Below are 26105 nucleotides of genomic sequence, written 5' to 3' on the forward strand. Positions count from 1 at the left end.
AGGACGGTGTTGCCCTGCACGAAGCGGTCGTACTGGTCGGTGACCCAGGACTTCGACGCCTGGTTCGGGGAGGCGACCAGGGCCAGGACCTGCGCGCGCAGTTCCTCGGAGGTCTGCGGGCGGGGCAGCTTGCCCGCGTCGTCGGCCTGGAGGGCGTCCTGCCACTCGGGGCGGGCGTAGGGGCGGTTGTAGACCGGGCCCTCGTGGGCGACGGTGCCCGGGGGCACGTCCACGATCTGCTCACCGTGCCAGAAGATCTCCAGGCGCTCGCCGTCGGTCACCTCACCGATGACGGTGGCGATGACGTCCCACTTCTCGCAGATCTCCATGAAGCGGTCGACGTGCTGCGGCTCGACGATCGCGCACATCCGCTCCTGCGACTCGCTCATGAGGATCTCCTCGGGCGAGAGCGTCGCGTCGCGCAGCGGGACGGTGTCGAGCTCGACGCGCATGCCTCCGGAGCCGGCGGAGGCCAGCTCGGAGGTGGCGCAGGACAGGCCGGCGCCGCCGAGGTCCTGGATGCCCGCGACCAGCTTCTCCTTGAAGATCTCCAGGGTGCACTCGATGAGGAGCTTCTCCTGGAAGGGGTCGCCGACCTGGACGGCGGGGCGCTTGGTCGGCTTGGTGTCGTCGAAGGTCTCGGAGGCGAGGACCGAGACGCCGCCGATGCCGTCGCCGCCGGTGCGGGCGCCGTAGAGGATGACCTTGTTGCCGGGGCCGGAGGCCTGGGCGAGGTGGATGTCCTCGTGCTTCATCACGCCGATGCAGCCGGCGTTGACCAGCGGGTTGCCCTGGTAGCAGGCGTCGAAGACGACCTCGCCGCCGATGTTCGGCAGGCCCAGACAGTTGCCGTAGCCGCCGATGCCCGCGACGACGCCCGGCAGCACCCGCTTGGTGTCGGGGTGGTCGGCCGCGCCGAAGCGCAGCGGGTCGACCACCGCGACCGGGCGGGCACCCATGGCCAGAATGTCGCGGACGATGCCGCCGATGCCGGTGGCCGCGCCCTGGTAGGGCTCGATGTAGCTCGGGTGGTTGTGCGACTCGACCTTGAAGGTGACCGCGTAGCCCTGGCCGACGTCGACGACGCCGGCGTTCTCGCCGATGCCGACGAGCATGGCGTCGTTCTGGGGGGCCTTCTCGCCGAACTGCTTCAGGTGGACCTTGCTGCTCTTGTACGAGCAGTGCTCCGACCACATGACCGAGTACATGGCGAGCTCGGCGCCGGTCGGGCGGCGGCCGAGGATCTCCCGGATCCGGGCGTACTCGTCCTCCTTGAGGCCGAGCTCCTTCCAGGGCTGNCTCGGCGCCGGTCGGGCGGCGGCCGAGGATCTCCCGGATCCGGGCGTACTCGTCCTCCTTGAGGCCGAGCTCCTTCCAGGGCTGGGAGGCGTCCGGGGTTTCGGTGGCGTTCTTGACGGTGTCGAGGCTCATGCGCTGACCAGCTTCTTCAGGACCGACGTGAAGAACGGGAGGCCGTCGGTGCGGCCGGTCCCGATCAGCGGCTCGACCGCGTGCTCGGGGTGCGGCATCAGGCCGACGACGTTGCCCTCGGCGTTGGTGATGCCGGCGATGTCGCGGAGCGACCCGTTCGGGTTCATGTCCAGGTACCGGAAGGCCACGCGGCCCTCGGCCTCCAGTTCGTCGAGCGTGCGCTCGTCGGCGACGTACCGGCCGTCCATGTTCTTGAGCGGTACGGAGATCTCCTGGCCGGCGGTGTAGTCGCCGGTCCACGCGGTCTCCGCGTTCTCCACCCGCAGCTTCTGGTCGCGGCAGATGAAGTGCAGGTGGTTGTTGCGGAGCATCGCCCCCGGCAGCAGGTGGGCCTCGGTGAGGACCTGGAAGCCGTTGCAGATGCCGAGGACCGGCATGCCGGCCCTGGCCTGCTCGATGATGGTCTCCATCACCGGCGAGAACCGGGAGATGGCCCCGGCGCGCAGGTAGTCCCCGTAGGAGAAGCCGCCCGCGAGGACGACCGCGTCGACCTGGTGCAGGTCCTTGTCGCGGTGCCACAGCGAGACGGGCTCGGCCCCCGCGAGGCGGACGGCGCGCAGCGAGTCACGGTCGTCGAGCGTTCCGGGGAACGTGACGACACCGATGCGAGTGGTCACCGTCAGGCCTCGACCTTCACGGTGAAGTCTTCGATGACGGTGTTGGCGAGGAACGTTTCGGCCATCTTGTGGATGCGGTCGAGGGCGGCCTGGTCGACCGGTCCCTCCACTTCCAGTTCGAAGCGCTTCCCCTGACGGACGTCGGCGATGCCCTCGAAGCCCAGGCGCGGCAGTGCACGCTGCACCGCCTGGCCCTGGGGGTCGAGGATCTCCGGCTTGAGCATGACGTCGACTACGACGCGTGCCACTGGCACTCCCGATGAGGTGGTTGGTGCAAGGCGGTTCCTTCAGCGTACCCGCCCGAAATTTCTACGCGGGTAGATATCCGAGGGCCCTGATCACCGGGCCGTTTCGGCTTCACCAACGCTTCGCAAAATCCCCAGGAAAACCACGTACCCGGCATTGCGGCGGGACACGCGGAGAGAATTAACTGAGCTTCGCAATGCAATGGGAATCGGGGTACAAAGGAATCAACCGGGATTCCGGCCGAAAGTTTCATTGCCTCAAAACATCCGAACAGGCGACATCGCCGCACGTCAGCAGGTGGCGGCGTCGCACGAAGGGACCGATATCCGTGGCGCAGCGCGTAGTAGTCACGCTCTCCGACGACATCGATGGCGGAGAAGCGGCGGAAACGGTCACGTTCGCCCTGGACGGTAAGTCGTACGAGATCGACCTCAATGTGGCCAACGCAAAGAAACTGCGGAAGAGCCTCGCGCCCTTCGTGGCCGCCGGCCGCCGCCAGTCACGCTCGGGGAAGACCTTCAAGCACACCTCGGTCGCACCCGACCCGGCGGTCGTCCGCGCCTGGGCCCGGTCCAACCAGCACGACGTGCCGCCCCGGGGCCGCATCCCGAAGAAGATCTACGAGGCCTACAACGCGGCTCACTGAGGGCCGATTTGCCATCCACCCCCTCCCTTCGGCTAATGTGTGGATCACGCCGAGGGGCGAGGCCGCAGGTCAGAGCCTCCGAGGTCGTGCGGGTGTAGTTCAGTAGCAGAACATCCCTCTTCCAGAGGGAAGGCGCAGTGTGCGATTCCTGTCACCCGCTCTGCATGACTTTCCGACCACTCCGGTGGATCGGGTAGAGTGATGCACGTACTGCTCCGGCAGTGCACTGCTTGCGGACGTAGCTCAGTTGGTAGAGCACCACCTTGCCAAGGTGGATGTCGCGCGTTCGAGTCGCGTCGTCCGCTCTGTAAGTCGAAGGCCCCGATCATCATGATCGGGGCCTTCTTCGTATTCCGCCTCCGCAGCATCCGGCACCGGGCCTCCTGACAAATGTCATCTCCGGTCATGACAGCGCGCACTGCCGGCCCGGTCCGGGCGCCGGGACGCTTGGATCATGACTGACACCGTGATCAAAGCCCGGGACCTCCGCCGCGGCTACACCGGAGGATTCGAGGCCGTACGGGGCGTCTCCTTCTCCGTGGCGCGGGGTGAGATCTTCGCCCTGCTCGGCACCAACGGCGCGGGCAAGACCTCCACCGTCGAACTGCTGGAGGGGCTGGCCGCGCCGAGCGGCGGGCAGGTCCGCGTCTTCGGCCTCGACCCGCTCACCCGGCGGGCCGAGGTCCGGCCGCGCACCGGGGTCATGCTCCAGGAGGGCGGCTTCCCCTCCGACCTGTCGGTCGCCGAGACCGTGCGGATGTGGGGCGGGGTCACCACCGGCGCCCGCCCGGCGGCCGAGGTGCTCGAACTGGTCGGCCTGGCCGCACGGTCCTCCGTACGCGTCAAACAGCTGTCCGGCGGCGAACGGCGGCGCCTCGACCTGGCGCTCGCCCTGCTCGGCCGGCCGGAGGTGCTCTTCCTGGACGAGCCCACCACCGGCATGGACCCCGAAGGGCGGCGGGACACCTGGGCCCTGGTGCGCGAACTGCGGGAGCAGGGCACCACGGTGCTCCTGACCACCCACTACCTGGAAGAGGCCGAGGAACTCGCGGACCGCCTCGCCATCCTCCACGAGGGCGAGCTCGTCCTGTCGGGCACTCCGGCCGAGGTGACCGCCACCCGGCCCGCCCGGATCCGCTTCACCCTGCCCGAGGGGGTGCCCGCGGCCCGGCTCCCGCTGACCCTGCGGGCGGCGGCCTTCGGGCAGCGCGTGGAGATCCGTACCGAACGGCTCCAGGAGGACCTGACCGAGCTGCTCGGCTGGGCCCGGGAGGACGGCGTACAGCTGACCGGGCTCGACGCCCGGTCGGCCTCCCTGGAGGAGGCCTTCCTGGAGATAGCCCAGAACCGCCGCGGCGCCGGCGACCGTACCGAGGACATGATGGCGGGGACCCGATGAACACGCCCACCTTGAACGCCGGCCGGATCACCGCACTCGGCCGCTGCGAGCTCACCCTGCTGGTACGCAACCGGGCCACGCTGACCCTGGCCCTCCTGATGCCGCTGCTGATGGTGTTCGTCCTGCGCTCCTCCCTCGGCGGCGCCGAGGGCGCACGAGCCGTCGGCGAGGCCACCCTGACCGGCGGGATCGGCATGGTGCTGCTCCTCGTCGTCCACATGAACCTGGTCTCCGCCTACGTCGCCCGCCGCGAGGAACTCGTCCTGAAGCGGCTGCGGACCGGCGAGGCGAGCGACCTGGAGATCCTGGCCGGAACCGCGCTGCCCGCCGCCGCTCTCGCCCTCGCGCAGATCGCCGTCCTCGCGGTCGCCGGGGCGGTGGCCCTGGACGTGCGCATGCCGCAGAACCCGCTGCTGCTCGTGGCGGCCGTCCTCGCCGGAGTCCTGATGCTCGCCGCGCTGTCCGCGGTGACCAGCTCCTTCACCCGCACCGTGGAGACCGCCGGCCTCACCACGCTGCCGCTGTTCCTGGCGACCGTGCTCGGCTCGGGGCTGTTCGCGCCGACGGACGCGCTGCCCGACCTCGCGGCCTCCCTGTGCGAACTGCTGCCGCTGAGCGGGGTGATGACGCTCGTACGGGCCGGCTGGAGCGGCGGCGCCGAGAGCGGGGACCTGCTGGGGGCCGCGCTCACCGCGCTGGCCTGGATCATGATCAGCGTGTTTGCTGTCCAGCGGTGGTTCCGCTGGGAACCACGGCGCTAGGACGAGTCGGGGGACAGGGCCGTGTCGAAGCTGACCGGGTGGTGGAAGAACCGCAGCACCGCGGGGAAGGTGGAGCTGTACACCAGGGGGTCGTTCTACCTCTTCGTGTTCCTGGAGATCCTCTCCTTCGGGCTGACGCCGCTGGTCGCCGCGGCCGCCGAGCGGACCTCCTACGTGGTGCCGCTCGCGCTCTTCCTCATGATGTGCGCGCACGCGGTCCTGTGCGGGGTGCTCAGCTCCCGGGCGCTGCACTGGGTGGTGGGGCGGCGCGAACGCCCCACCCGGCTCGCGGTGGCCACCGCCCTGGTGACCGTGGGATGCATCCTGGGCGTCCTGATGCTGCGGACCGCCGGCGAGTCCCAGGCGACCGTGGCCCCGACCATGGTGGCGGGGCTGGCCTGGTTCACCTCCGGAGCGCTCGTCCTGTGCCTGACGTCGGTACGCCGGATGTGGTACGTCGCGGCGGCGGCGGCCGCAGCCACCGGGCTCGGCGCCCTGGGCCTCGGCATGCCGCCGGCGAAGGCGCTCGGGTACGCCGTCGGCGTGCTGCTGGGAGGCCTGTTCTTCGGCGCCACCTGCGGGTTCTCGGGCTGGCTGCTGAGGACCGTCTACGAACTGGACCGCTCCCGCGAGGTCCAGGCGCGGCTGGCGGTGGCCGAGGAGCGGCTGCGCTTCGGCCGCGACCTGCACGATGTGATGGGCCGCAACCTGGCCGTCATCGCCCTCAAGAGCGAGCTGGCGGTCCAACTGGCCCGGCGCGAACGCCCGGAGGCGGTGGATCAGATGATCGAGGTCCAGCGGATCGCCCGGGAGTCCCAGCGGGAGGTACGGGACGTGGTGCGCGGCTACCGGGAGGCGGACCTGGCGGTGGAGCTGGAGGGCGCGCGCGGCGTGCTGAGCGCGGCCGGGATGGACTGCCGGGTCGACTTCCGGCCCGACCGCGAGCTGCCTTCCGAAGTCCAGTCCGCGCTGGGCTGGGTGGTCCGCGAGGCCACGACGAACGTGCTGCGGCACGGGGACGCGCAGCGCTGCCGGATCCGGCTGACGGCCCCGGAGAGCGGCCCCGTGACGCTGCTGGTGGAGAACGACGGCGCGCCGGAGGCCCCTGCCGGGCCGCCCGGCTCGGGACTCGCCGGGCTGCGGGAACGGCTCGCCGTACTGGAGGGGACGCTGGAGGCGGGGCTGGTCGGCGACGGCCGGTTCCGGCTGCGTGCCGAGATACCGGGCCCACGGCTCGATGGACTGGAGGTGCGGGCGTGAGCCCCGTACGCGTACTGCTCGCCGACGACGAGCACCTGATCCGTGGGGCGCTGGCCGCGCTCCTGGCACTGGAGGACGACCTGCTGGTCGTCGCGGAGGCGGCGTCCGGCCCCGAGGCGCTGGCGATGGCGCGGGCGCACCGCCCGGACGTGGCGGTGCTGGACCTGCAGATGCCGGGGGCGGACGGTGTGAGTGTCGCCACATCGCTGCGCGCCGAACTCCCCGACTGCCGGACGATGATCGTGACCAGCCACGGCCGGCCCGGACACCTCAAGCGGGCCCTGGCCGCCGGGGTGCGGGCCTTCGCCCCGAAGACGGTCTCGGCGCAGCGGCTGGCCGAGCTGATCCGGACCGTGCACGCCGGAGGCCGCTATGTGGACCCGGAGTTGGCGGCCGACGCGATCAGCGCCGGGGACTCCCCGCTGACCGCCCGGGAGGCCGAAGTGCTGGAGCTGGCGGGGGACGGGGCGCCGATCGCGGAGATCGCGGAGCGGGCCTCGCTCTCGCAGGGGACCGTCCGCAACTACCTGTCCTCGGCGGCCACGAAGCTGGGTGCCGAGAACCGGCACACCGCAGTGCGTCTCGCGAGGGAGCGAGGTTGGGTATAGTAGGTCTCGCCTTACGGCGCTTGCGGACATAGCTCAGTTGGTAGAGCACCACCTTGCCAAGGTGGATGTCGCGCGTTCGAGTCGCGTTGTCCGCTCTGTAAGGAAGAAGCCCCGGTCCTCGGACCGGGGCTTCTTCGTTTCCCTACACCCAGTCCAGACCGGTCAGGCGCTCGTACGCCTCGATGTACTTCGCGCGGGTCTGCGCGACGACCTGCGTCGGGAGGGCCGGCGGCGGGAGTTCGCCCTTCGGGTCCCAGCCGGAGGCTGCGGAGGCCAGCCAGTCGCGGACGTACTGCTTGTCGAAGGAGGGCTGCGCGCGGCCCGGCTCCCACTCGTCGGCCGGCCAGAAGCGGGAGGAGTCCGGGGTCAGCACCTCGTCCGCGGCGACCAGGGTGCGGTCCTCCGGGTCGAAGCCGAACTCGAACTTGGTGTCGGCCAGGATGATCCCGCGCTCGCGGGCGATGTCCCGGGCGCGGCTGTAGACGGCGAGGGTGGTCTGGCGCAGCAGTGCGGCCGTCTCGGCGCCGGTGGTGCGCGCGACCTCCTCGTAGGAGACGTTCTCGTCGTGCTCGCCGACCTCGGCCTTGGCGGCCGGGGTGAAGATCGGGCCGGGCAGCTCGGAGCCGTTCACGAGGCCCTCGGGCAGGCCCAGTCCGCAGACCGTGCGGGTCTGGTTGTACTCGACGAGGCCCGAGCCGGTGAGGTAGCCGCGGGCCACGCACTCGACCGGCACCATGTCGAGGTTCTTGCAGATCAGGGTGCGGCCGGCCCAGTCGGCGGGGGCGCCGGCGGGCAGCTCGGTGGAGACCACGTGGTTCGGGACGAGGTCCGCGAGCTGGTCGAACCACCACAGGGAGAGCTGGGTCAGGACCCGGCCCTTGTCCGGGATCTCGGTGGGCAGCACCCAGTCGAAGGCGGAGATGCGGTCGCTGGCGACCATGACGAGGCGGCCGTCCTCGTCCCGGTAGAGGTCGCGCACCTTTCCGGTGTGGAGGTGGACGAGGCCCGGAACCTGAACCGGCTCGGGCTTTTCTACGAATCCGGACACGGGGTCTCCCTGTGGTTCTGTATGACGCGCACCCCGATTCTCGCGCACCCGGGTCCCCTCGCGGGGACAGGGGTGCGCGGCCGCCCGCCGCCGTGTCAGTCGTGGGTCAGTCGTGGGTCAGTCGTGCTTGCAGATCCGGTCGAGGAGATTGGCCGTGGCCCGCTGCACGCGCTCGTCGACGTGGCCGGGGCGGTCGAGGGCCGGGGACCAGGCGAACGTGCCGGAGGCGAAGACCAGGGCTCCGCTGGGGGCCCGGTAGAGGGAGGTCTCCTGGTGGCGGCGCTGGCCCTCGCTGTCGAGGTACGGGGAGTGCGCGAGCAGGATCCGGTCCTCGTGCTCGGGGAGCTGGGTGCGCGGGAAGTACCGGTCGGCCTCGCCCGCGACCAGGCCGGGCAGTTCGTCGTTCTCGCCGGCGCCGGTGGAGTCCCACAGCCAGTGCGTGGCGTTGCGCACGATCATCGGCGCGGGCTCGGGGACGCGGCCCGCGTACTGGATGCCGAGCAGCTGCTGCTCGGGCCGGTCGACCTCGCGCCAGAGGCTCGGGCGGCCCGGGCCGCGGCGTTTGCGGCAGGTCAGCAGCCGGTCCGCGACGCCGGAGGGCGACGGGGCCAGCTCGACCTGCCAGTACATGGTGTTCGCGGAGAGGAAGACGAGCGACGTCCCGTGGTTGCGGGCCCGCTCGACGGTGCGGCGCATCGGGGCCGACCAGTACTCGTCGTGGCCGGGGAAGACCAGGCCCCGGTAGCGGGTGGGGTCGACGCGGCCGGCGTGCAGGTCGCGGGTGTCGGCGTAGGCGATGTCGTAGCCGTAGCGCTCGGCCCAGCGGATGAAGTCGTAGGCGTGGCCGACGTGGAGGGGCAGGCCCGCACCCGCGTAGGGCCGGTCGAAGGAGACGGTGACGGCCGCGTCCTGCTCCCCGAGGAGCCGGCCGGCCTCGTCCCAGGCGTGGTAGAGGCTGGCGCCGGTCCGGCCGTCCTCCGGGTAGAGGTTGTACGCCTGCCAGGTGATGTCGGGGAGCAGGAGCAGGAGGTCGGCGGGGTGGTCGTCGCGGACCGTGAAGGGGATGTGGGAGCGGTAGCCGTCGGCCGTGGTGAGGACGGCCACGTACGCGCCGACGCTCCAGTACGACGGGACCTGCAGGCGCCAGGAGAGCCACCAGTGGTGGCAGGAGACGGTGCGGTCCGCGGTGAGGGGCGCGGGCTGGACGATGCCGGACAGGCGGGGGCTGGTGGTGATCTTCGAGGCGCCGTCGCCGCCGTAGTGGCCGATCCGGTAGACGTCGACGGAGAACTGCTGGGGCGGGTCGACGGTGATGTGGAAGTCGATGGCCTCGCCCGGGGCGACGGCTCCGGTGGAGGCGAAGCCCTTGATCTGGCGGTGCACGTCGTCGGCGGTGCGCGGGCCGCCGGTGCCGCGGGCCCGGGGGATCTGGCCGGTTCCGGCGGCCGCGGCGGCCGGGTCCACGTACCAGGGGACGACCTGGCCGGTGTCGTCGAAGTAGAGCTCGCTGCCCCGGAACCAGGGCAGGGGGCCCTGCCCGAAGGGGTCGTTCACCGCGTGCGCGAGCGCACCCGACTCCCAACGCCGGATCTGGTCCGTACCCATGACCGCTCCCCTCCCTCGCTCCCCCGGCCGGCGTGGATCGCCTCGGTGCGTGGCGCCCGTCGGCGCCGGTACGGCACTGCCCGGACCTCCGCTGCGGGAGCGTCCAGCCGCGACCGGTCCCAGCACATCACATAACGCACGCAGTCCGTCACCGTTCGTCGCGAATTGACGAGACCGGAACATTGACGTCCGCTTGTGTGTGCGGTCCGTCGCCCCGTCGGGGGAGGGGTGGCCTTCTCAGACCAGGCGGACCGGCTTCTCCGTGCGGACGCCCAGGGCCGACAGCCACTCCCGCAGGGGCTCCGGGTCGCCGTCCTCGACCAGACAGAGCACACGGGGTGCCAGATCCGCCCGGCGGTCGCCGCCGACCAGCAGGACCGGCCCGTCGAGCCAGTCCATGCCGGGGGCGGCCCCGGCGGAGTCCACGGCCGCGCAGCACACCATCGCCGTCACGTGGTCGGCCAGCAGGTCCCGGCCGCTGCGCGGCGGCTGCAGCGGGAACAGCGGTACGGCGTCCGCTCCGCGCGCCTTCCCGGCCCCGCCGGCGGTGCCCGCGGCCCGCTCCTCACGGGCCAGGTCGGCGCTGAGCCGGCCCGCCAGGGCCTCGCCGAGCGCCCCCTCTCCCGAGGCGCCGGTCAGGCAGCCGAGCACCCGCTCCAGCGTGGGCCCGGCGAAGCCGTCCACGGGGGGCTCCGCGTCGGAGGCCTCGATCGTGGCGGCCCCCCCCCCCCCNGGGGGGCCCCCGCCGCACCGGACGGACCGGACGAGGCGGGTGAGCCGGCGGCTGCGCCGGCAGCGGCGGCGGGGGCGGTCGCAGGGACGGGGGCTGCGGCGGTTGCGGGGGCCACCGAAGCGGCGGGAGCGGTCGTACCGGCACCGGCCGGGCTCGCGGAGCCGGCGGCCCCGGAGGGTCCGGCCGCCCCGGTCGGACCGGCCAGGCCCGCCGGGCCGGCGAGCGCATCCAGTGCCGTGTGCAGGCGGGCCGCCTCCGTACGCCACTTGCGGTCCACGACCTCTTCCGGATAGGCCGCCCACTCCACCGGGGACCAGTCGGGCCCGGCCTCGGCGGGTCCGCCGTGGAAGAGCCGCGCGGCCAGCAGGGAGGTCGCCTCGTCGATCACGCCGGGCTGCTCCAGCAGGTCGCAGGCGGGCCGCTCGCCGAGTCGCGAGGTGAAGCCCTCCGCCAGCCGGTCGCGCCGCGACAGCTCGGTCAGCGCCGAGACCACCCCGGCGTCCAGATGCGCGGGCCAGCGGCCCATCCGCCAGGCGGGCAGGGCCACCCGGGTGAGCAGCCGGTCCCAGCCCGCGTACGCCAGGCCCACCTGCTCCTGGGCGACGATGCGCAGCCCGTAGTCCACACCCTGTGCCCGGTCCGACGCGGCGGCGGCCACCCCGCGCTCCATCTCGGCGGCGTCCGTCCGGCACAGCCTCAGCAGGAGCCGGGCCGGGGCGGCGATCCAGCCGAGCCCGCGACGGCTGCCCACGTCCACGGCCGCGTCCAGGCCCCGCACGAAGCCCCGCGCGTCGGCTATGTCCGGGTGCGCGGAAGGACCCGTACCGGCCACGACCGGCGCGAGGACCGCCCGCAGCTCCGCGACCCGCATCCACCACAGGAACGGCGAGCCGATCACCAGCACCGGAGCCGCACCGGGCGCGGACTGGGGGCCGCCGGCTATGCCGCCCCGGCGGTGGGCCGCATGGGCGCGGTCCTCCAGCCAGCTGTCGCAGTCGGGCGTCAGGGCTATCGCGGAGGGCGGCGGCACGTCCATCCGGTCGGCCAGGTCCCGCACCAGACGGTAGAGATCGGGAGCGGCGGCCTCGGACAGCGGCACCGTCGGTGTCACCGCCGGGCCCGCCCGCAGCACCACCGCGGCGAAGACCCCGCCGAGGACCAGCACCAGCGCGGCCACCGCGCACACCACGAGCGTCACGGTGCCCCAGGGCCCGCCCGCCAGCCGTCCCGTCGTCCGGGCCGCCACCAGGACCACCGCGAGGGCGGCCGGCAGCAGCACAACGGCCAGGGCCCGGCTGCGCACGCGCAGCACGGCCAGGGCGCGGGACCGCGCGGACGGAACGCCCGCCTCCATGATCGAACCGATTCCGGACACGGCCGGTCTCACCCCCTCTGCCCTGCGGCTGCGTTGCTCACTCCCCCACTGTGACACCCGCCACTGACATCGCAAGGTCGGTGGGCCAAGTGCCGGAATGCTTGCGCCGCACCCTAGTTGGGGCGCGCCCGGCCGTCAGGCAGACAAGCTGACGATCACCCGATGGAATGGCTTTGGGTAAAGGTGGATGCGTTCGAACGAGGCCGGATGCAGTCGCCCGCGGACATGCCCGCGGGCCCGGGCGCGGAACGTGCGCACCGGGCCCGCGGGTCTGCGGGGCCGCTGCTCAGCGCAGCCCGGCCACCTTCGCGGCGATGTCCGTACGGTGCTGCGAGCCCTCCAGCCGGATGCGCGCCACCGCCGTATACGCCTTCTCGCGCGCCTGCGCCAGATCGGAACCGGTCGCCGTCACCGACAGCACGCGACCGCCCGCGCTGACGACGGCGTCGCCCTCGCGCCGGGTGCCGGCGTGCAGCACGTAGGCGTCGGGCGCGTCCTCGGCGGCCACCTCGGCCAGGCCCTCGATCGGGTCCCCGGTGCGGGGGGTGTCGGGGTAGTTGTGGGAGGCGATGACGACCGTGACGGCCGCGTCCTCGCGCCACACCAGCGGCGGCTCGTCGGCCAGGGTGCCCTTGGCGGCGTTCAGCAGCACGCCCGCGAGCGGGGTGCGCAGCCGGGCCAGGACCACCTGGGTCTCGGGGTCGCCGAAGCGGGCGTTGAACTCGATGACCCGGGTGCCGCGGCTGGTGATCGCGAGGCCTGCGTAGAGCAGCCCAGAGAAGGGGGTGCCGCGGCGGCGCAGCTCGTCGACGGTCGGCTGGAGCACCAGCTCCATGACCTCGTCGACCAGCTTCGGGTCGGCCCAGGGCAGCGGGGAGTACGCGCCCATGCCGCCGGTGTTGGGGCCCTGGTCGCCGTCCAGGGCGCGCTTGAAGTCCTGCGCCGGCTGGAGCGGGACCACGGTGACGCCGTCGGTGATGGCGAAGAGGGAGACCTCGGGGCCGTCGAGGTACTCCTCGATGACGACACGGTCGCAGCCGAGCGCGTGCGCGCGGGCCGCCTCCAGGTCCTCGGTGACCACGACGCCCTTGCCGGCCGCCAGGCCGTCGTCCTTGACGACGTAGGGGGCGCCGAAGGCGTCGAGGGCCGCGTCCACCTCTTCCGGGGTGGTGCAGACGTAGCTGCGCGCGGTCGGGACCCCGGCCGCCGCCATCACGTCCTTGGCGAAGGCCTTGGAGCCTTCGAGCTGCGCCGCCGCGGCGGACGGGCCGAAGACGGGGATGCCGGCGGCGCGCACGGCGTCGGCGACGCCGGCGACCAGCGGGGCCTCCGGGCCGACGACGACCAGGCCGGCGCCGAGTTCCGTCGCGAGAGCGGCGACGGCTTCGCCGTCGAGGGCGTCGACCGGGCGGAGCTCGGCCACCTCGGCGATGCCGGCGTTGCCGGGAGCGCAGTAGAGCGCGGAGACGTCGGGGTCGAGGGACAGAGAGCGGCACAGGGCGTGTTCGCGGGCGCCGCCGCCAATGACGAGGACCTTCACGCCGCTCAGCCTAGCCCGGACGACGGCGGCGGCTTCGTGCGGCCACCCAATCAGAACGGGCTACTCATTTGTGTACTCCTCCACAACGGTCGCTCCGAGCTCGCGCACGATCAGGTCGTGTCCGGTCAGCGCGCTCTCGACGAGGTCGGGGTCGTCGTCCTCCGCGAAGTCGTCCTCGGGGGCGACCGGCGGGGGTGCCTGCTGTACGGGCGGGGGCGGCGCGGAGGCCGACTGCTGGGGCTGCTGGGGCTGCTGCGACTGGTGAGACGGCTGCTGCGGCTGCTGCTGGGGCGCGGCCGGTCCCTGCGGCGCGGGGGTCTGCGGCGGCGGGGGCGGGCTGTACGCCGGGGCGGGCGCGGACGGAGCGCCATAGGACGAGCCGTAGGAGGAGCCGGGGGCCGAGGCCGGGACCGGGGAGCCGCCGACGACTGCGTCGATCTTCCAGTTGACCTGGAAGTGCTCGGCCAGAACCGCCTTGAGCACGTCCTCGCTGCCGCTGCTGGCGAAGTTGTCGCGGGCTCCGGCGTTGGGGAAGCCGAGCTGCAGGGTGGTCCCGTCGAAGCCGGTGACCTGGGCGTTCTGGCTGAGCAGGATCCAGGTGAACCGGCGGCGGTTCTTGACGGCCTCCAGGACGCCGGGCCACATCGCCTGCACCTGTCCGGCGCCGGCGGCCATGCCGGGGGAAGGCGCGGGGGCGGCGGCCGCGGCCGGGGCGGCCGCCGCCGGCGCCGGAGTGGCCGGAGTGGCCGGAACCTGCACGGGTGCGGGCGCGCCCTGGCCGGGCGCGGCCGCGCTGGGCCAGGCGCCGGGGGCAGGGGCCGCGGCGGCGGGCCGGGCGGCCGGGGCACCGCTGCCGGGCTGCGCGGCACCGGGCCACGCCCCGGGGGCGGGCGCCGCCTGGACGGGCGCGGCGGGCGCGGCGACGGGAGCGGCAGGCGCGGCCTGCGCCTGCGCCGGGGGAGCCGCGGCGGGCACGGGGGCCTGTACGGGGGCCTGTACGGGAGCGGCGACCGGCGCGGCGGGAGCGGGAGCCTGAGCCGAGATCGCGGCGGCAGCGGCGGCCCGCGCGGCGGCCGGCCCCCCGCCCGGACCGGCGGGTGCCATGGCGTGCGCCTCGGGCCCGGGCACGTAGCCCATGGCGGGCGGCCCGGCAGCGAAGGCGGCGGCCCCGCTGCGCTCCAGGCGGTCCAGACGGGCCTGGAAGGACCGCTCGTCGTCGAAGGCGGCCGGGAGCAGTACGCGGGCGCAGATCAGCTCCAGCTGGAGCCGCGGCGAGGTCGCACCGCGCATCTCGGTGAGCCCGGCGTTGACCAGGTCGGCGGCGCGCGAGAGCTCGGCGGCGCCGAACACCGACGCCTGGGCCTGCATCCGCTCCACCACATCGGCGGGGGCGTCGATCAGCCCCTTCTCCCCGGCGTCGGGCACGGCGGCGAGGATGACCAGGTCGCGCAGCCGCTCCAGCAGGTCGGCGACGAACCGGCGCGGGTCGTTCCCGCCCTCGACGACCCGGCCGACGACCTCGAAGGCCGCCGCGCCGTCACCGGAGGCGAAGGCGTCGACGACGGAGTCGAGCAGCGAGCCCTCGGTGTAGCCGAGGAGCGAGGTGGCCATGGCATACGTCACACCCTCCTCGCCGGCGCCGGCGAGGAGCTGGTCCATGACGGACATCGAGTCACGCACGGAGCCCGCGCCTGCGCGCACGACGAGCGGCAGCACGCCGTCCTCGACCCGGGCGCCCTCCCGGCCGCAGACCTCGCCGAGGTACTCGCGCAGGGTGCCCGGCGGGACCAGCCGGAAGGGGTAGTGGTGCGTCCGGGACCGGATGGTCCCGATCACCTTCTCCGGCTCGGTGGTGGCGAAGATGAACTTGAGGTGCTCCGGCGGCTCCTCGACCACCTTCAGCAGGGCATTGAAGCCCGCCGAGGTGACCATGTGGGCCTCGTCGATGATGTAGATCTTGTAGCGGCTGGACGCGGGGCCGAAGAAGGCCTTCTCGCGCAGGTCGCGGGCGTCGTCCACACCACCGTGCGAGGCGGCGTCGATCTCGATGACGTCGATGGACCCCGGCCCGTTCCGGGCGAGGTCGCGGCAGGACTGGCACTCCCCGCAGGGGGTCGGAGTGGGACCCTGCTCACAGTTCAGACACCGGGCGAGGATGCGCGCGCTGGTGGTCTTTCCACACCCGCGCGGCCCGCTGAACAGGTACGCGTGATTGACCCGGTTGTTCCGCAGGGCCTGCATCAGGGGTGCAGTGACATGCTCCTGACCGATGACCTCGGCGAACGACTCGGGGCGGTAGCGGCGGTACAGCGCAAGGGACGACACGCCTACGAGGTTATCCGGGCCCACCGACAACAGCGGCCCACGAACGCCACCGGCTCCGGAACACGGGGCCGGGAACGCCAGGGCCGGCCCGGGAACGCAAAGGGCCCCCCACGCACCCGCCAGAGCCCACTTACCCTTGCTGCCTTCCGGCCCTGGGGGAGTTGGGTGAGATAGCGCCACGTGAGGGGCTGGGCCCCACCCTAGCGGATCCACACCCCCGGAATCGACCCCGCCCCCCACCCGGACCCCCGCCGGATCCCCGCCGGACGATCACGTTCGCGAGCACCCCTCCACGTCTTGTATTGTTTGCGGCGGAGGATTCGCCTAGAGGCCTAGGGCGCACGCTTGGAAAGCGTGTTGGGGGCAACCCCTCACGAGTTCGAATCTCGTATCCTCCGCAGCCGCCTGAACAGGCGAAACGAAGAACCCGGACCGCTTCAGCGGCCGGGTTCTTCGGCATGTCCTGGCCTCAGTGCCAGTCTCGCTTATCTCGGGCATTCACGACATCTCGTACGGCGCGCCAGGATCGCCCGCACTCCAGCCCCGTCGACAGCCCGCCCTCTGCGGGTGAACTCCCCACCGAGTGGCGACGATGGACCCATCGAATGCGCGATTCTTGGCTCCGCTCGGGGCCGCTCCGGTCCCCAGCCGTGTTTCCCGGCCTCGCGAGGTGTTCCCCAATGACGTCCCGATCCACGCTGACGGCCTGGCTGGCCGGCCTCGACGCCCCACGGCTGTCGCGCGTACTCGGGATACGGAAGGACGCCGTTGCGCCACCGGAGCCACGTTCCATGGAGGAGTCGGCGGAACGTCTTCTGCGGCCCGGCTCGGTGGCGCTCGTCCTGCCACAGCTACCGCTGCCCTGCCTCCAAGTGGCCGAGGCCCTGGCCGCCTTGGGAGCCCTGTCGCGCGGCGCCCTGGCGAGGGCACTGGGAGCGACGGCACCCACTGTCGCTCGGGAACTGGACGCCGTGCTGGAGGCTCTGGCCGATCACGCACTGGTCTGGCCGGACGGCGACGGGAACCTCCACATGGCCGCCCCCTTGCGGCAGGCGTGGGACGCGCCTCTCGGGCTGGACGCACCGCTGGAGGAGCTGCTGGAAGGCGTGACCTCCGAGGAGCTGCGCGGCATGCTCGTGGCACTGGGCATCAAGCCGCCCGGCACCAGGCAGCAGCGCACGGCCGCTGTCCTGGAACATCATGGCGATCCGCAGCGCGTCGCCGCAGTGATCGCGAAGGCCCCTTCGGCCGCCCGGCAGCTGCTGGAGCGACGGGCGAAGTCCGCACCACAACACACGGAATTCGTCGTGTTCGGAGCCCCCATGGCCGATGTCCAGCCGGGTGAGCGATGGGCCCTGGACAGGGGGTTCCTGATCCGCAACCGCCACGGATACGGGCCCGCCCGCATGCCCGCCGAAGTGACGCTCGCGCTGCGCGGGCCGGACTGGCGTGCGCCGTTCGACCCCGTACCGCCCGTGGCGGAGCTGGTGCCCGTCCCCGCGGTGGAGGTGGAACGGGAGGCAGCTGCGGCGGCCACGGCGTTCGCCGCCCACGCCGCCTCGGTCCTGTCGGCCTGCTCGGCTGCTCCACCGGCCCGGCTGAAGTCCGGCGGGATCGGCGCGCGTGAACTGGGGCGGATCGGCAAGGCCGCGCAGGCCGATGATGCGGTGGTACGCATCACCCTGGAGATCGCCCACTCGGTGGGGTTGCTGGGCGCCGACGGCGACCGCATCGCACCCACCGCGGTATACGACACCTGGGTGGCGCAGGAACCGGCAGCGCAGTTCGCCGACCTGCTTCACGCATGGTGGAACCTGCAGTTCACTCCCTCGCAGTCCCGCGACGAGGACGACAAGTCGCTTCCTGCCGTGGCCGGAGCTCCTCGCTGCAGCGCCTGCCTGCAGGCCAGGCGCGGGCTGTTCGCAGCGGCGGCCGCGCTTCCGGAGGGTCAGGGTGTGCAGGTCGGCACCGATCTGGGTCCGCTCGTCGCCTGGCACCGTCCGCTCGCTCATCTGTCGTTCCACGACGAGACGCCCTGCGCCGCAGCGGTCCGCGAGGCCGAGCTGACGGGCGTCATCGCCCGAGGCGCACTCTCCCGGCTCGGTGCGGCCCTGGTGACGGGTGACCGGGAGGAACTGGCCGTCGCATGTCGACGGCTGCTGCCGGAGGCCACGAGAACGGCCCGGTTCGGTGGCGACCTCACCGCCATCGTCACCGGTACGCCCTCCGCACGCCTGGCCGAGCTCCTGGATTCGACCGCCGACCGGGAGACCAGCGGCACGGCCTCGGTATGGCGCTTCAGTGCCGACAGCGTCCGCCGCGCCCTGGACACCGGTCGCGCTTCGGACGAGATCTCGGCCGAGCTGACCGCCGTCGCCGACGGCCCCCTGCCGCAGCCCCTGTCCTATCTCATCGCCGACGCCGCCCGTCGTCACGGCCGTATGCGCATCGCCCCCGCCGCCTGCGTCATCCACAGCGACGAACCCGCGCTCCTGGCCGAGCTCGCCGCCCACCAGGCACTCGCCGCGCTCGGGCTGCGGCAGCTCGCCCCGACGGTGCTCGTCAGCGGCAGCTCGCCCGACAAGACCCTCGCCGCGCTCCGGAACCAGGGCTATGCGCCCGTCGCCGAGGCCGCGGACGGAACCGTACGCATCGAGAAGGTGCCGCCTCGACGGGCCGCCGCCGTTCCTGCCCCTCGGAAGGCCACCACGAAGGCCGGCACCGGACGCTCAGCACACCGGACGGCGAAGGAGCCTGCCGCAGTCGGCTCGTTCGGCCTGGCGGTCCGGCTGCTGGCCACCCCGCCGACCGCTCCGAAGCCCGACCCATCCGGCAACGGAGTCCCCTTCGGCACGGACACCGAGGAGATCGTCGCCGGATACGCAAAGCAGCTGACGTACACAGACGTCCGCCAGCTCGCCCACGCCATCGACACGGGCACGGCCATCACCGTCGAGTACGTCGCCGCCTCGGGCAGCCGCACCGTGCGCACCCTAGGCCGCCTCGAACTCGACCCGCCCTGCCTGGAAGCGTGGTGCCACCTGCGCGACGCCGAACGCGTCTTCACGCTTTCCCGTATCCACAGTGTCATGCCGGCGTAGGCAGACGACCTGGCGTACGCCCACGCCGAGGAGCGGCGGCATCACTCCCCGAGGAAAGCCGGGACACCGGTCATCCATCGAGATATATTCGATGGCACAGGTGATATCAGGAGGGATGCCCCATGAGTCGAACCGTGATCGACCTCGACGACGAGCTGCTGGCCGATGTCGCCCGAGCACTCGGCACCAGCACCAAGAAAGAGACGGTCAACACCGCACTGCGCGAGGTACTCGAAAACCGGCGGAGGGCGCTCGCACTCGCCCGACTGCGCGCGGCCTCCGCCGACGGCGCCTTCGACCTGGAGCTCTTCCAGGAGAAGGGCGATTACCGTCGGTGAACGCCGCGCAGTTCCTGATCGACACCAGCGCCCTGGCACGCTTCATGCGCACCGACGCCGAGCAGTTCGGCTGGGACCAGGCAGCCGCCGCCGGGCTCATCGCGACGTGCCCGATCACGGAGCTCGAATTCTTCTACAGCGCCCGCTCCGCGGCAGACCGCGCCCAAGGCATCGAGGACATGCGCCTGCTGTTCGGATGGGTGCCGGTCGATGACCGCGCCTACGACCGCGCCTGGCAGGTACAGGAAGCGCTCACCAAGCGAGGACAGCACCGCAGCGCTGGAGCCGTGGATCTGGTCGTGGCCGCTACGGCGGAACTGCAAGGGCTGACGCTCCTGCACTGCGACCGCGACTTCGAATGCATCGCGGCGGTCACCGGCCAGGCCCTTCAGTGGTACGGACCGGACACCGGCAAGTAAGGCAGAAGGCGGCCGAGCTCTGCTCTGTTCGCAGTCTCACTTCTGGTCTCGTTCACACCTGTCCGGACCCGTCTGGACGGGGCTACCGCGAACGCTCCGCCGCAGGTCAGGACGCCTACGGCCCCCGCCGGACCCCGGTACGAACATTTGGAAAGCCTGTGGGGGCAACCCCTCACGAGTTCAAATCTCTTATCCTCCGCAGCCGCCTGAACAGGCGAAACGAGGAGCCGGACCGCTGATCGCGGTCCGGCTCCCCGGCATGCCCTGGTCTCAGTTCCGGTCCCACTTGTTTCGGACATTTACTAACGAATCCCCATGGCGCCGTCGGCAGGTCGTCAGACACATGCCTGCGGCGGGCCCGGATCCCACGTTCAGTACGGCGCCACTACGATCGCCGGTCATGGACTGGCTGGAGCGGACCGCGACATTGCGGCAGTGGACCAAGAACGGGGCGCGCGCTCCCCACAAGCCGCTGCTCTTCCTGTACGCCCTCGGCCGGTTCCAGCAGGATGCGGACGGCGTGCTGTTCTACAGCGCGGTGGAGGAGGACCTGAAGCGGCTGCTGACCGAGTACGGTCCGCCCAACAGGACGACACCCGCCTACCCGTTCCACCATCTGGCCGGCGACGGGGTATGGGAGGTGCGCACCGACCGCGGCCCCGGCAGTCCCGGCAGCGCGGTGCGGGAGCTGCGGGCGGCCAGGGCTGTCGGACAGCTGGCGCCGGAGCTGCGGGCGGCACTGCGGCGCGAGCCGTCACTGCTGGGCCGGCTGGCGCGCGTACTGCTCGACCAGCACTTTCCGCCCTCCCTGCACAGCGAACTGTGCGAAGCGATCGGACTGGAGCTGGAGCCGGCGCAGACCGGACGGCTTCCGTCAGAGCGACGGCAGAGGGACCGGCGGATGCGGGAGCTGGTGCTGACGGCTTACGAGTACCAGTGCGCCTTCTGCGGCTACGACGGGCGGATCGGAGCGGTGCCCGTCGGGCTGGAGGCCGCGCACGTGCGCTGGTGGGCGTTCGGCGGGCCCGATGACGTCGACAACGGCCTGTGCCTGTGCGCACTGCACCACAAGCTCTTCGACAAGGGCGTCCTCGGTGTCGGCGACGGTCACCGCATCCTCGTCTCGCAGCACTTCGTCGGCCGCAGCCCCACGGCCCGCGAGCACGTCATAGCCCTCGCGGGCCGCCCGCTCATCGGTCCGCAGCCGGGCGTGCAGTCCGTGGCGGCGCACCACCGCTCCTGGCACACCAGCCAGGTCTTCCACGGCACCCCGCGCCCCGGCGCAGATCTTCCACGAAGTCGGTCTCGCGAGGGCTCGCGCCTCCGCCCGCAGGTCAGCCCCCGTACTCCCACGGGTTGAGCAGGAGCGCGCCAGTCCGGGCCAGGTGCTTGACGTTCCGGCTCACCAGGGTCCACCCGTTCGCGAGAGCAGTGGCGGCGATCAGTGCATCCGGCGGATCGATGCTGCTTCCGGCGCTCTTCAGCTTCCGATGAAGGGCGAGGTACGCGAGGGCCTCCTGTTCTCCGATGGCTGCGATCCGGTCGCTGTAGTCGACGCGAATGCCCTCGAGCGCCCGCTCGAAAGCGGCACGCCGTACCAGGTCCGGCGTCTCCGCGATGCCCGCCTCGATCTCCGCGATCGTGATGACACTCAGGTACAGGCCGGTGGAGGGGACAGAACGGGCCCAGGCCACAACAGCCGGAGCCGGCTTCGGCCGAGTGGCGATCTCGGAGACCACATTGGTGTCGAGCAGATAGATCACTCGCCGTCCGCCGCATCGTCGTAGGAGCGCTGCCCGAACTCCAGGCCCTCGAACGGTGTCGACGCAAGCCGATCAAGAAATCCGTCGCTGCCGAGGGTGGCCCAGCGGTGAAGCATCTCCGGAAGGGCGTCGATGTCCGTGTCGGCGAGTTCAGCGTCGAAGTGCCCGAGCTGCTGTTCGGGCAAGGACTCCCGGATCTCCCGAATTGTCCGCAGCGGATGTGGGTCTTCAGGCCGACGGGGCGGGAGCGGAAGGTTCGGGGCAGTACTCATGATCGGCTCCTCCACGAAGCGGTCCGCGGGCCCATACCTGGGGACAAGCCTAGAGTGGCCGGCCGCCGAGCAGGCCGGATCCGGGCGAACCCCAACCAGCCTGGTCTCAGTTCTGGTCTCATTCACCTCCATCCGGGCCCGTCCGGACGGAGCCACCCCCGCCGGGCGAGCACAAGGGCTTCGAGAAGGTGGCCGGTACCGCTCGTAGCGGTCTCGCGCAACGGGACCACCTGTGGCGGGCTCCAGGCGGCGTACGGACCCGAAGAACTGCTCGGTGCCTGGCGCAGGGGGTGATCAGGGGCCGGACTCATGGTTGCAGTTCCGGTTCCATTCGCCCCCGCCGAAGCCGTCCGGATGGAGGGCCCTTGAACGCTCCGCCCCAGATCAGGACGCCGGCGACCCTCGGCGAACCCCCGGCGGTGAACGCCGCGCAGTTCCTGATCGACACCAGCAAGTAACCCGCCAGTGGTGGCAGTTCTGGTGGCATCGGCCCCGTCCGACGCTTTCCGGACGAGCCGGGCGGGACACTCCACCGCAGGCCGCTCCGGTGGACAGCGAGCCGGCCACGGTGGACTTGGCGGGCAGGACGGACGCCTGGACGCGCTGACAGGCCGCTGTCAGCCCGCTCTCGGCCCGCTGGGCCCGCACCCCCCGGCTAGCCGGTGTAGGCGTCGAGGGCGGGGAAGCAGATCGCGTTGTCCGCGCTGCAGATGTAGTGGTCACCGGGCGTGAGGACCCCGACGGTGCGCTCGTATGTCAGGAGGCTCAGCGTCCGGCCGGAGGCGAAGGTGGCCGTGGCGTCGTGGACCGGGCCCATGTCCGGGCCGGGGGCGACGCCCGCCGTTCCCTGGTACCCGTACGGGCCGTGGCCGCCGTCCACAACGGCGAAGAAGACCGTACGGGCGGCCGTCGTACCGCCGGTGGTCACCAGCCGGACCCCGATCCGCGCCCACGACGCCGGCAGGGGCTTGCAGCTCGTCCGCGCCCTGGCCTCGCGGACCACGGCCAGGCAGTAGTTCCGCTCGTCCGGCATCCAGGCGAGCTCCCCCGTGCCCGAGGGACCGCGGTTGATCACGATCACGGCGTCGTCGCCGGGCACGGCCGCACCGGCTTCCTGCCGGGCGGCCGCCAGGAGCGGCTGGTCGGCGGCCGTGACCACGCCGTCCCCGGCCGGCACGGCGGGCCCGGAGTCGGACGGCGGAGGGGGCGACGACGGCGCCGGCGACGCCGAGGGAGACGGGGAGGACGGCGACGCGGAGGCAGAGGGCGGGGACGGCGAGGGCGATGGCTTCAGCGAAGGGGCGGACGTGGGCATGGGCGCGGTCTTCGGCAGCGCCCCAGGTGACATCGGCGGCGCCGGGGGCATCGCGCACGAGGCCGTCGCCAGCACCGCCAGCCCGCATCCCGCCATCGCCATCGCCATCACGACCGCCGTACGTCGCATCGGACCCGCCCCCCGCACGCTCGAACTCACGTATCAGGGGCGAAGTCTGCCCGGTCGTACGCGGCCACGGCCCTGCGGCCCCCGGTGGAGGCCGTGCGGACCGCGCGGCCCGCACGGACCGCGCGGCCCGCGGGCGGGATCAGCCGAAGGAGGGCATCTCACCGACCGTCGTCGTCAGGTCGATCACCGCGAAGGCGGCGCCCTGCGGGTCCGAAACCGCCGCGAACCGGCCGAACGGGCTGTCCATCGGGCCGAAGTGCAGCTTCCCTCCGTGCTTCTGCGTCTTCGACACCGCCTCGTCGCAGTCCGGGACCGCGAAGTAGACCTGGACGTACGGAGGCACCTCCGGCGGGAAGTCGTCGTCCATCTTCATCCGCCCCAGCACCGGCTGCCCCGGGTCGCCGACGCTGAAGACCATGAAGTCCATGTCGGCCGCCTCCGGGGCGTCGCCCGGGTCCATCCGCTCGGCGCCGTACGGGAAGACCTTCGTCAGGAAGGCGTCCGGCTTGGCCGGCTCCCGGGTGAAGACCTCCGCCCAGGCGTAGGAGCCCGCCTCGCCCATCTTCTCGAAGCCCTTGTGCTCGCCCGGCTGCCAGACGCCGAAGACGGCGCCGCTCGGCTCCTTCGCGATGAGCATCGTGCCGAAGGCGCCGACCTGCATCGGGCCCATCAGGACCTCGCCGCCGTTCGCGGTCACCTTCCCGGCCGTGGCCGCCGCGTCGGGCGAGGCGAAGTACAGACACCACTGCGAGGGCGCGTCGACCCCGGGCATCGGCGGTACGACGGCCGCGACGGCCTTGCCGTCGGAGTAGGCCTGCGTGTAGTTGCCGTACTCGCTGCTGGACTCGCCGAAGGTCCAGCCCAGCACGTCGCCGTAGAAGGTCTTGGCGGCCTCGACGTCCCGGAACATCGCGTCCACCCAGCACGGCGCGCCTTCGGGGAACTCAAGCATGATCGATCGACTCCTCGGCTCGTTCGTCGCTGTCGTCGTACTCACGCTAGGCGCGCGGTGTGCCGACCGCGCGGGGAGCGCGCCCGCGCGGGAGGCTGGAGCCATGGACAAGGACATCACCATCCGGCTGGCGCAGCAGCCCGAGGCCGACGCGCTGCTCGGCCGGAGCCCGCTCGCCGCGCTCGTCGGAATGCTGCTGGACCAGCAGGTGCCGATGGAGTGGGCGTTCTCGGGGCCCTGGACGATCGCGCAGCGGCTGGGCTCCGACGACCTGGACGCGCACGCCATCGCCGCGTACGACCCGGAGGCCTTCGCCGCACTGCTCTCCGAGAAGCCCGCCGTGCACCGCTACCCGGGGTCGATGGCGACGCGGATCCAGCAGCTGTGTGCGTACCTGGTGGAGCACTACGACGGGAACGCCGAGGCCGTCTGGTCCGACGCGCCGACCGGGCGGGAGCTGCTGGCGCGGCTCAAGGCGCTGCCGGGCTTCGGGGAACAGAAGGCGCAGATCTTCCTCGCCCTGCTGGGCAAGCGGTTCGGGGTGCGGCCGCCGGGCTGGCGGGAGGCCGCGGGCGGCTACGGCCAGGCGAACGTCTACCGCTCGGCGGCCGACATCACCGGTCCCGATTCCCTGGCCAAGGTGCGGGCGCACAAGCAGGAGATGAAGGCCGCCGCCAAGGCCGCCAAAGCCACCAGGACCGCCAGGACCGCGAAGGGGTGATGGGGTGAATTGACCGGCGGTACGGGGCCCCGATTGACCCCTGATCCCGGTCGATCGGGTCCGTAGATTGAAGGACATGACAGAGATCGCGACCCGCGCCGCCACCGCCGAAGCCATCCAGGACGCCCCCGGCAGCCTCATCACCCTGCTGACCGACACCGCAGAGCTCACCTGCAACACGGCCGCCTTCGAGGTGGGCGCGGCGGGCGCCCCGGTGCACTTCCACACCCGGGCCACGGAGTTCTTCCATGTCACCGAGGGACGGCTCGACGTCCTCGTCGGCGACGAGATCCAGACCCTGGACGCCGGCGACTTCATCGCGATCCCGCCGGGCGTCAAGCACGCCTTCGCCCCCGCCGCCGGCCACACGGCGAGCGTCTTCGTCGGCTTCACCCCCGGCATGGGCCGCTTCGACTACTACCGCCTCCTCGGCCAAGTCCACGCGGGCGAGGCCACCGTGCAGGACATCAAGGACAGCTCGGCGACCTACGACAACCACTACGCCGAGAGCCCCGCCTGGAGCGGCCGCCGCCGCAGCGCGGAGCCGTAGACCACGTCCGCGTCGAGGCGGCGCAGCTCCTCCGCGATCAGTTCGGCGCCGCTGCGGATCTTCAGGGCCACCCTGCGGTCGGGGCTCCCCGGAAGGGTCAGGGTGGCCAGCGCGCCCGCGGGCCGGTCCACCCGGACCTCCCCGCCGGTGGTGCGCAGTACCACCGCGGTGATGACCGGGCCGTCGGTCGCGACGCGGTCCACCGGGACCCCGAGCCGGTCCTCCAGCCAGCGTGCCAGCAGCTCGGCGCTCGCGTTGTCGGGTTCGCTCTCCACCGCCGCGCCGGTCACCGTGAGCGGCGTCTGGTCCAGGGCCGCGGCCAGCAGGGCCCGCCAGGGCGTGAGCCGGGTCCAGGCCAGGTCGGTGTCGCCGGGCTGGTATCCGACGGCCCGCTCCTCCAGCACGCCCACCGGGTCGAAGGCGGCGGCCGCGTCGGTGATCCGGCGCTGCGCGAGCGCGCCCAGCGGGTCCCGCGCCAGGTCGGCGGGGGCGGCGGCCGGCCACCAGGCCACCACCGGCGCGTCCGGCACCAGCAGGGGCAGGACGACCGACCCGGCCTGTTCGGTCAGCGCCCCGTGCAGGCGCAGCAGTACGAGTTCCCCGGCTCCGGCGTCGGACCCGACCCGCAGCTCGGCGTCCACCCGGCTCGCGCGGAGCTTGTGCGGGCCGCGCGACACCCGCTTGATGACGACGATGATGCGGCAGGGATGCTCGCGCGAGGCCTCGGTGGCCGCGCGTACGGCGTCGTAGGCGTTCTCCTCGTCGGTGACGACGACGAGCGTCAGCACCAGCCCCATGGTGGGGCTGCCTATCGCCCGGCGTGCTGCGAGCAGGGCCCGGTTGACCTTGCTGGACGTGGTGTCGGTGAGTTCGGTCCGCATGCACCGAGTC

General features: G+C 72.3%; 23 protein-coding genes, 4 tRNA genes, 1 other RNA gene and 2 pseudogenes. 15 read left to right on the top strand and 15 right to left on the bottom strand.

The genetic code is table 11. From position 1 onward, the window contains the following. From purL to purS, 3 genes are all read right to left on the bottom strand, one after another. The coding region (gene purL, locus AAT21_RS15575) for a phosphoribosylformylglycinamidine synthase subunit PurL (protein WP_046778372.1) at positions 1–1298 on the bottom strand (1298 nt) is incomplete at both ends. A 129-nt stretch (positions 1299–1427) separates the two neighbouring features. After that, positions 1428–2108 carry a phosphoribosylformylglycinamidine synthase subunit PurQ gene (purQ, locus tag AAT21_RS15580; protein WP_046777515.1) on the bottom strand — a complete coding sequence of 227 codons (681 nt, stop codon included), beginning with the start codon at positions 2106–2108 and terminating at the stop codon, positions 1428–1430. Positions 2109–2110: 2 nt separating this feature from the next. Then, entirely contained in the window at positions 2111–2362 is a 252-nt protein-coding gene (purS, locus tag AAT21_RS15585; protein WP_008740952.1) for a phosphoribosylformylglycinamidine synthase subunit PurS, read from the bottom strand. Between the two features lie 320 nt (positions 2363–2682). Between purS and AAT21_RS15590 the strand changes: the two genes are divergently transcribed. The 8 genes from AAT21_RS15590 to AAT21_RS15625 all read left to right on the top strand — a co-directional run bounded on the left by AAT21_RS15590 (position 2683) and on the right by AAT21_RS15625 (position 7123). Further along, positions 2683–3000 (top strand): histone-like nucleoid-structuring protein Lsr2, encoded by a 318-nt coding sequence (locus AAT21_RS15590; RefSeq protein WP_046777516.1) that lies wholly within the window; start codon positions 2683–2685, stop codon positions 2998–3000. An 88-nt stretch (positions 3001–3088) separates the two neighbouring features. Further along, a tRNA-Gly gene (locus AAT21_RS15595) sits at positions 3089–3160 on the top strand. A gap of 72 nt (positions 3161–3232) precedes the next feature. Further along, a tRNA-Gly gene (locus tag AAT21_RS15600) sits at positions 3233–3305 on the top strand. A gap of 149 nt (positions 3306–3454) precedes the next feature. Beyond that, positions 3455–4399 carry an ABC transporter ATP-binding protein gene (locus tag AAT21_RS15605; protein WP_046777517.1) on the top strand — a complete coding sequence of 315 codons (945 nt, stop codon included), beginning with the start codon at positions 3455–3457 and terminating at the stop codon, positions 4397–4399. After that, positions 4396–5160 (top strand): ABC transporter permease, encoded by a 765-nt coding sequence (locus AAT21_RS15610; RefSeq protein ID WP_046777518.1) that lies wholly within the window; start codon positions 4396–4398, stop codon positions 5158–5160. The genes AAT21_RS15605 and AAT21_RS15610 overlap by 4 nt, the downstream gene beginning before the upstream one ends. Before the next feature lie 21 nt (positions 5161–5181). Beyond that, the gene (locus tag AAT21_RS15615; protein WP_046777519.1) at positions 5182–6420 is read left to right on the top strand and encodes a sensor histidine kinase; all 1239 of its coding nucleotides are present in this window, start codon (positions 5182–5184) and stop codon (positions 6418–6420) included. Then, positions 6417–7028, top strand: coding sequence for a response regulator transcription factor (locus AAT21_RS15620; protein ID WP_046777520.1), 612 nt, complete (start codon positions 6417–6419; stop codon positions 7026–7028). Before AAT21_RS15615 ends, AAT21_RS15620 begins: the two co-directional genes overlap by 4 nt. A 22-nt stretch (positions 7029–7050) precedes the next feature. Continuing rightward, positions 7051–7123 (top strand) — tRNA-Gly (locus AAT21_RS15625). A 47-nt stretch (positions 7124–7170) separates the two neighbouring features. Here the strand turns inward: AAT21_RS15625 and AAT21_RS15630 are convergent. The 7 genes and pseudogenes from AAT21_RS15630 to ffs all read right to left on the bottom strand — a co-directional run bounded on the left by AAT21_RS15630 (position 7171) and on the right by ffs (position 15846). Beyond that, positions 7171–8076 (bottom strand): phosphoribosylaminoimidazolesuccinocarboxamide synthase, encoded by a 906-nt coding sequence (locus tag AAT21_RS15630; RefSeq protein ID WP_046777521.1) that lies wholly within the window; start codon positions 8074–8076, stop codon positions 7171–7173. Between the two features lie 117 nt (positions 8077–8193). Continuing rightward, positions 8194–9681, bottom strand: a complete 1488-nt coding sequence (locus AAT21_RS15635) for a N,N-dimethylformamidase beta subunit family domain-containing protein (protein ID WP_046777522.1) — start codon at positions 9679–9681, stop codon at positions 8194–8196. 237 nt (positions 9682–9918) lie between these two features. Continuing rightward, positions 9919–10413, bottom strand: a pseudogene (locus AAT21_RS39015) (hypothetical protein); the annotation flags it as partial. Between the two features lies 1 nt (position 10414). Beyond that, positions 10415–11789 (bottom strand): annotated as a pseudogene (locus tag AAT21_RS38370) (M48 family metalloprotease); the annotation flags it as partial. Positions 11790–12075: 286 nt separating this feature from the next. Continuing rightward, complete coding sequence (gene purD / locus AAT21_RS15650; protein ID WP_046777524.1) at positions 12076–13329, bottom strand: phosphoribosylamine--glycine ligase; 1254 nt, start codon at positions 13327–13329, stop codon at positions 12076–12078. 60 nt (positions 13330–13389) lie between these two features. Continuing rightward, positions 13390–15654 carry a DNA polymerase III subunit gamma and tau gene (locus AAT21_RS15655; RefSeq protein ID WP_046777525.1) on the bottom strand — a complete coding sequence of 755 codons (2265 nt, stop codon included), beginning with the start codon at positions 15652–15654 and terminating at the stop codon, positions 13390–13392. Positions 15655–15751: 97 nt separating this feature from the next. Further along, positions 15752–15846: signal recognition particle sRNA small type (gene ffs, locus AAT21_RS34955), an RNA gene on the bottom strand. A 121-nt stretch (positions 15847–15967) separates the two neighbouring features. On the opposite strand from ffs, the gene AAT21_RS15660 reads away from it, so the two are divergent. The 5 genes from AAT21_RS15660 (at position 15968) to AAT21_RS15680 (ending at position 20872) form a co-directional block, all read left to right on the top strand. Beyond that, a tRNA-Ser gene (locus tag AAT21_RS15660) sits at positions 15968–16052 on the top strand. A gap of 282 nt (positions 16053–16334) precedes the next feature. Next, positions 16335–18755 carry a helicase-associated domain-containing protein gene (locus AAT21_RS15665; protein ID WP_046777526.1) on the top strand — a complete coding sequence of 807 codons (2421 nt, stop codon included), beginning with the start codon at positions 16335–16337 and terminating at the stop codon, positions 18753–18755. Between the two features lie 122 nt (positions 18756–18877). Further along, a complete protein-coding gene (locus AAT21_RS15670) occupies positions 18878–19093 on the top strand; it encodes a type II toxin-antitoxin system VapB family antitoxin (protein WP_046777527.1) in 216 nt (71 codons plus the stop codon). Further along, positions 19090–19512 carry a PIN domain nuclease gene (locus AAT21_RS15675; RefSeq protein ID WP_046777528.1) on the top strand — a complete coding sequence of 141 codons (423 nt, stop codon included), beginning with the start codon at positions 19090–19092 and terminating at the stop codon, positions 19510–19512. The genes AAT21_RS15670 and AAT21_RS15675 overlap by 4 nt, the downstream gene beginning before the upstream one ends. Before the next feature lie 400 nt (positions 19513–19912). Continuing rightward, entirely contained in the window at positions 19913–20872 is a 960-nt protein-coding gene (locus AAT21_RS15680; protein ID WP_046777529.1) for a phosphorothioated DNA-binding restriction endonuclease, read from the top strand. Here AAT21_RS15680 and AAT21_RS15685 read toward each other — a convergent pair. The 4 genes from AAT21_RS15685 to AAT21_RS15700 all read right to left on the bottom strand — a co-directional run bounded on the left by AAT21_RS15685 (position 20847) and on the right by AAT21_RS15700 (position 23943). Continuing rightward, the gene (locus AAT21_RS15685; protein ID WP_046777530.1) at positions 20847–21275 is read right to left on the bottom strand and encodes a type II toxin-antitoxin system VapC family toxin; all 429 of its coding nucleotides are present in this window, start codon (positions 21273–21275) and stop codon (positions 20847–20849) included. The two genes, AAT21_RS15680 and AAT21_RS15685, sit on opposite strands and share 26 nt — an antisense overlap. After that, positions 21272–21460, bottom strand: coding sequence for a hypothetical protein (locus AAT21_RS36805; RefSeq protein WP_235439063.1), 189 nt, complete (start codon positions 21458–21460; stop codon positions 21272–21274). Before AAT21_RS36805 ends, AAT21_RS15685 begins: the two co-directional genes overlap by 4 nt. 742 nt (positions 21461–22202) lie before the next feature. Continuing rightward, on the bottom strand, positions 22203–22706 hold the full coding sequence (locus AAT21_RS37570; RefSeq protein ID WP_157879718.1) for a hypothetical protein: 504 nt from the start codon (positions 22704–22706) through the stop codon (positions 22203–22205). Positions 22707–23130: 424 nt separating this feature from the next. Then, a complete protein-coding gene (locus tag AAT21_RS15700; protein WP_046777532.1) occupies positions 23131–23943 on the bottom strand; it encodes a VOC family protein in 813 nt (270 codons plus the stop codon). Positions 23944–24046: 103 nt separating this feature from the next. Here AAT21_RS15700 and AAT21_RS15705 point away from each other — a divergent pair, with 103 nt between their 5' ends. Both AAT21_RS15705 and AAT21_RS15710 read left to right on the top strand, forming a co-directional pair. Continuing rightward, on the top strand, positions 24047–24664 hold the full coding sequence (locus AAT21_RS15705) for an HhH-GPD-type base excision DNA repair protein (RefSeq protein WP_046777533.1): 618 nt from the start codon (positions 24047–24049) through the stop codon (positions 24662–24664). A 76-nt stretch (positions 24665–24740) separates the two neighbouring features. After that, complete coding sequence (locus AAT21_RS15710) at positions 24741–25214, top strand: cupin domain-containing protein (protein ID WP_046777534.1); 474 nt, start codon at positions 24741–24743, stop codon at positions 25212–25214. Here the strand turns inward: AAT21_RS15710 and opcA are convergent. Continuing rightward, positions 25163–26095, bottom strand: a complete 933-nt coding sequence (gene opcA, locus AAT21_RS15715; RefSeq protein WP_046777535.1) for a glucose-6-phosphate dehydrogenase assembly protein OpcA — start codon at positions 26093–26095, stop codon at positions 25163–25165. The two genes, AAT21_RS15710 and opcA, sit on opposite strands and share 52 nt — an antisense overlap. Between the last annotated feature and the right edge of the window lie 10 nt (positions 26096–26105).

It is taken from the genome of Streptomyces yangpuensis (assembly GCF_001005295.1).
GTDB lineage: Bacteria > Actinomycetota > Actinomycetes > Streptomycetales > Streptomycetaceae > Streptomyces > Streptomyces yangpuensis.